This window comes from Kitasatospora sp. NPDC091207, assembly GCF_044768625.1.
Classification (GTDB): Bacteria; Actinomycetota; Actinomycetes; order Streptomycetales; family Streptomycetaceae; genus Kitasatospora.
Genome location: NZ_JBIVVS010000049.1, coordinates 2092 through 6714, shown reverse-complemented (window position 1 = coordinate 6714; position 4623 = coordinate 2092). Strand labels below are relative to the sequence as shown.

Sequence of the window (4623 nt, the reverse complement as noted above, 5' to 3'; positions counted from 1 at the left end):
AGGGCACCCCCCCCGGTGCCGACCCCCCCCGCGCCGGCCCGCGGGGGGGGGGGGGGGGGGGGGCCCCCCCCCCCCCCCCCCCCCCCCCCCCCCCCCCGCCGGCCGCGGGGCCCCCGCCCGCGCGGCGGCTCCTGGCTCGCCACCGTGCCGCTCTTCCTCTTCTTCGCGATCGGCTTCGGCCTCCCCGCCGTGGCGATCGCGATCGGCGCCTTCACCACCTCCACCGACGCGGAGGGCGGTGGCGGCCAGTTCACCCTGGACAACGTGACCGCCTCCGTCCAGGGCGCGTACTGGACGGCGATGGTCAGCAGCCTCAAGCTCTCCGCGCTGACCGCGCTGCTCTCCACCGTGATCGGCCTGCCGATCGCGCAGGCCGTGGTGACCTCCCGGCACACCTGGCTGCGCCAGGCCGTCCTCACCGCCTCGGGCGTGCTCGCCAACTTCGGCGGGCTGCCGCTCGCCTTCGCGTTCGTCGCCACCCTCGGCAACGCCGGCGAGATCACCGAGCTGCTCCACCTGACGGACCACGGCTGGTCGCTCTACACCTTCACCGGCCTGACCATCGTCTACCTGTACTTCCTGATCCCGCTGATGGTGCTCACCATCACCCCGGCCCTGGACGGCCTGCGGGTGCAGTGGCGCGAGGCGGCCCACAACAACCGGGCCACCACCGTCCAGTACTGGCGGCACGTCGCGCTGCCGATCCTGCTGCCCTCCCTGCTCGGCGGCTTCGTCCTGCTCTTCGGCAGCGCCTTCGCCGCCTACGCCACCGCCGCGGCCATGGTCGGCGCGACCGTGCCGCTGGTCAGCCGCTCGATCGCGGACGCGCTCTCCGGCAACGTGCTGGTCGGCCAGGGCAACCTCGCGCTCGCCCTCAGCCTCAACATGATCGTGGTGGCCGTCCTCGTGATGGCCGTGTACCTCCCCCTCCAGCGCCGGAGTGCCCGATGGCTCAGCTGACCTCCGCCCGCCCCTCCTCGCCGCGCCGCAAGGTGCGCTGGTGGCGCGGCGCCGTCCTGCTGCTCGCGGGCGTCTACTTCATCGTCCCGCTGGCCGCCGCCGGCTACTTCTCGATCGACGACCCGAAGGGCTACTCCTTCGAGGCGTACACCGGCCTGCTCGGCGCCCCCGGCTTCCTGGACAGCCTGTGGCTCACCCTGCAGCTCGCCGTCGTCACCGTCCTGGTGCTGCTGCTCCTGCTGGTGCCGGCGCTGATCGCGGTACGGCTCGGCTCGCCGAAGCTGCGCCCGGTGATCGACGTGCTCTGCACCCTGCCGCTGGTCGTCCCACCGGTCGCGCTGACCGCGGGCATGATCGGCGTGCTCCGCTGGGGCCCGGACTACCTGATGGACACGCCGTTCTTCCAGACCTTCGTGTTCATCCAGGACCCGGACTTCCCGCTGGTCCTGGTCATCGCCTACGTGCTGATGGCGCTGCCGCTCGCCTACCGGGCGATCGACGCCGGCCTGCGCGCGGTGGACCTGCGCACCCTGGTCGAGGCCGCCCGCAACTGCGGCGCCAGCTGGCCGCGCGCGGTGGTCACCGTCGTGCTGCCCAACCTGCGCGGCGCCCTGCTGAACGCCTCCTTCCTCACCCTGGCCCTGGTCCTCGGCGAGTTCACCGCCGCCTCGATCCTCGGCTACCAGCCCTTCCCGGTGTGGATCTACTCGGTCGGCAACAGCCAGGCCCACATGTCGGTCGCGGTCTCCATCCTGAGCCTGCTGATCACCTGGCTGCTGCTGCTCCTGCTGGCCACCGTCGGCCGCGAGCGCCGCCACAAGCCCACCACTTCCTGAAGCCTCCCGGAGCGTTCCCCATCATGACCACGGTTACCGCCCCCGTCGCCGGCGTCCCCCTCGCACCCGGCGGCGCGACCGTCGAATTCCGCACCCTGCGCCGCTCGTTCGGCACCACCACCGCCCTGGACGGCCTCGACCTGACCGTCCACCCCGGTGAGCTCCTCGCCCTGCTCGGCCCGTCCGGCTGCGGCAAGACGACCGCGCTGCGCATCCTGGCCGGCTTCGAGCAGCACGACTCCGGCCAGGTGCTGGTGGACGGCGAGGACATCACCCGGATCCCCGCCCACCGGCGCGACGCGGGCATGGTGTTCCAGTCCTACAGCCTCTTCCCGCACCTGACCGCCGCCGACAACGTCGCCTTCGGGATGCGGATGCGCGGCACCGGCAAGGCCGAGCGCCGCAAGCGCGCCCAGGAACTGCTGGAGCTGGTCGGCCTGCCGCAGCACGCCGACCGCTACCCGCACCAGATGTCCGGCGGGCAGCAGCAGCGCATCGCGCTCGCCCGCGCGCTCGCCCTTCAGCCGCGCGTGCTGCTGCTCGACGAGCCGCTCTCCGCCCTGGACGCCAAGGTCCGCCTCTCGCTGCGCGAGGAGATCCGCCGCCTCCAGCAGGAGCTGGGGATCACCACCCTGTTCGTCACCCACGACCAGGAGGAGGCGCTCTCGATGGCCGACCGGGTCGCCGTACTGCGCGCGGGCCGGCTGGAGCAGTGCGCCACGCCGTCCGAGCTGTACGCCCGCCCGGCCACCGCCTTCGTCGCCGAGTTCGTCGGCACCATGAGCCGCATCCCGTGCACCCGCGTCTCCGACGGCGTCGAGGTGCTCGGCCGCCGCCACACGGTGGACGGCGTCGCGCCCGCCGACGGCGAACTGCAGGTGCTGGTCCGGCCGGAGAACGTCTCGCTGACCCCCGCGGCCGACGGCCCGGCCCTGGTGGTCGGCGCCTCCTTCCTGGGCGCCGTCACCCGGCTGACCGTCCGGCTCGACGACGGCACCGAGGTCAAGGCCGACCTGCCGACCGAGGCCGCCGCCGCCCTGCCGATCGGCTCCCGCGCCGGGCTCGGCCTGCCGGAGCGCCCGGTCCTGGTGGACCGCCGTACCGTCTGAACCGACCCGCTCCACCCGCTGTGCGCACGCTCCACCCTCTATGAGCACCATCGAAGGTACCGCCATGCCTGAATCCGCCCTGCCCGACTCCGCCCGGCCCGCCGCCGTCCTCTTCGACATGGACGGCACCCTGGTCGACACCGAGCACCTCTGGTGGCAGGCCACCGCCGAACTCGCCGACGAGCTGCACCACTCCCTGACCGACCAGGACGCCCCCGAGGTGCTCGGCCGGGCCATCGAGCACACCGCCGCCCACCTGCACCGGATCAGCGGCACCTCACTGAGCGAGGCCGAACTCGCCGACCGCCTCGGCGACTCCTTCGCCGGCAAGGTCGCCGCCGAGACCGTCCCGCGGCCGGGCGCGCTCGCCCTGCTCGCCGAACTCCGGGACGCCCGGGTGCCCACCGCACTGGTGTCGGCCTCGCCGCGCCGGGTGGTCGACCTCGTCCTCGCCACCATCGGCCGCGACTGGTTCGCCGTCACCCTCGCCGCCGAGGACACCCCGCGCACCAAGCCCGCGCCCGACCCGTACCTCGCCGCCGCCGAGCGGCTGGGCCTGGACCCGGCGGACTGCGTGGCCGTCGAGGACACCCCGACCGGCGTCGCCTCCGCCACCGCCGCGGGCTGCGCGGTGCTCGCCGTCCCGTCCAGCGCCGCGCCGATCCCGGACGGCTCCCGGGTCACCCTGCTCGACAGCCTGGAGCACGCCGACGTCGCGCTGCTCGGGAAGCTCACCGCCTCACGCGGGGTTTGACCGCCCGTGCCCTACATACTCCTCGCCCTGGCGATCCTCAGTGAAGTCTGCGCCACCAGCTGCCTGAAGCTGACGGAGGGTTTCAGCAGACTCTGGCCGAGCGTCGGGGTGGGCATCGGCTACGTCCTCTCGTTCTACCTGCTCGGCAAGGCGCTGAAGCACATCCCGGTGTCGGTCGCGTACGCGGTCTGGTCGGGGGCGGGGACGGCGGCGGTCGCCGGCATCGGCGTGGTGGCCTTCGGCGAGTCGCTGGGGCGGCCGCAGTGGCTGGGGCTGGCCCTGGTCATCGTCGGCGTGGTGGTGCTCAACCTGAGGACCGGCCACTGACGCACGGCCTCCCGCGGAGCGGGACCTCGGCCCGGCCGGCGTCCCGCTCCGTTCCGCCGTGCGCCGCTCCTCCACCGGCGCTCCTCCTCCAGCGCCGCGCCGCGCCGGTGGGAGGCCGGACGAGCCACCGGGGCGCGCCGCCTCCCGCGCATCCGTGCCCGCACGGGTCCACCGTGCTCGGTCGCGGCCCAGTTCGACGACTGGCCGCTGATCACCGCCGACGTGCACGGGTTCCTGGACCTCTGCTACACGATCCACCTGAGCCCGGAGGCCATCACCCTGCTGGAGGACGCGTCCGCGGGCTTCGACCGGGCGTTGAGCGAGGCGATGGAGGGCTTCCCGGAGCTGATCGCGCTGTTCGCCGTGCTGGACGCCTTCGTCGTCGGTGAGGCAGGCGCGATCAAGGAGGTGGCGGAGTACAACGGGGCGGTCCGGCTGGAGGGCGTCTTCCCGTCGCCGTTCCCGGTCCCGTTCCCCGAGGACGACGGCTACTGGGACGAGGCCGTCGGCCCGGTGATCTGACCCCGGACCGCGGGGGGGGGGGGGGGGGGGGGGGGGGGGCCCCCCCCCCCCCCCCCCCCCCCCCCCCCCCCCCCCCCCGGGGCCCCCCCCCCCAACCCCCCCACAGGTGTGGACC

General features: G+C 74.2%; 6 protein-coding genes. All 6 read left to right on the top strand.

The window, feature by feature from the left end:
* Nucleotides 1-144 precede the first annotated feature (144 nt).
* The 6 genes from ACIQTO_RS37405 (at nt 145) to ACIQTO_RS37380 (ending at nt 4508) form a co-directional block, all read left to right on the top strand.
* A complete protein-coding gene (locus ACIQTO_RS37405; RefSeq protein ID WP_402398029.1) occupies nt 145-960 on the top strand; it encodes an ABC transporter permease in 816 nt (271 codons plus the stop codon).
* Entirely contained in the window at nt 948-1796 is an 849-nt protein-coding gene (locus ACIQTO_RS37400; protein ID WP_402398027.1) for an ABC transporter permease, read from the top strand. Before ACIQTO_RS37405 ends, ACIQTO_RS37400 begins: the two co-directional genes overlap by 13 nt.
* Nucleotides 1797-1819: 23 nt before the next feature.
* Entirely contained in the window at nt 1820-2905 is a 1086-nt protein-coding gene (locus ACIQTO_RS37395) for an ABC transporter ATP-binding protein (RefSeq protein WP_402398025.1), read from the top strand.
* Between the two features lie 64 nt (nt 2906-2969).
* Entirely contained in the window at nt 2970-3659 is a 690-nt protein-coding gene (locus tag ACIQTO_RS37390; protein WP_402398023.1) for an HAD family hydrolase, read from the top strand.
* 6 nt (nt 3660-3665) lie between these two features.
* Nucleotides 3666-3986: a DMT family transporter gene (locus ACIQTO_RS37385; RefSeq protein ID WP_402398021.1), complete on the top strand. Its 321-nt coding sequence runs from the start codon at nt 3666-3668 to the stop codon at nt 3984-3986.
* 222 nt (nt 3987-4208) lie between these two features.
* Entirely contained in the window at nt 4209-4508 is a 300-nt protein-coding gene (locus ACIQTO_RS37380; RefSeq protein ID WP_402398019.1) for a hypothetical protein, read from the top strand.
* Nucleotides 4509-4623 lie beyond the last annotated feature (115 nt).

Excerpts from the sequence above, each read along its gene's own strand:
- ACIQTO_RS37390 (WP_402398023.1), top strand. The coding sequence starts at position 2,970 with ATGCCTGAATCCGCCCTGCCCGACTCCGCCCGGCCCGCCGCCGTCCTC.
- ACIQTO_RS37400 (WP_402398027.1), top strand. The coding sequence starts at position 948 with ATGGCTCAGCTGACCTCCGCCCGCCCCTCCTCGCCGCGCCGCAAGGTG.
- ACIQTO_RS37395 (WP_402398025.1), top strand. The coding sequence starts at position 1,820 with ATGACCACGGTTACCGCCCCCGTCGCCGGCGTCCCCCTCGCACCCGGC.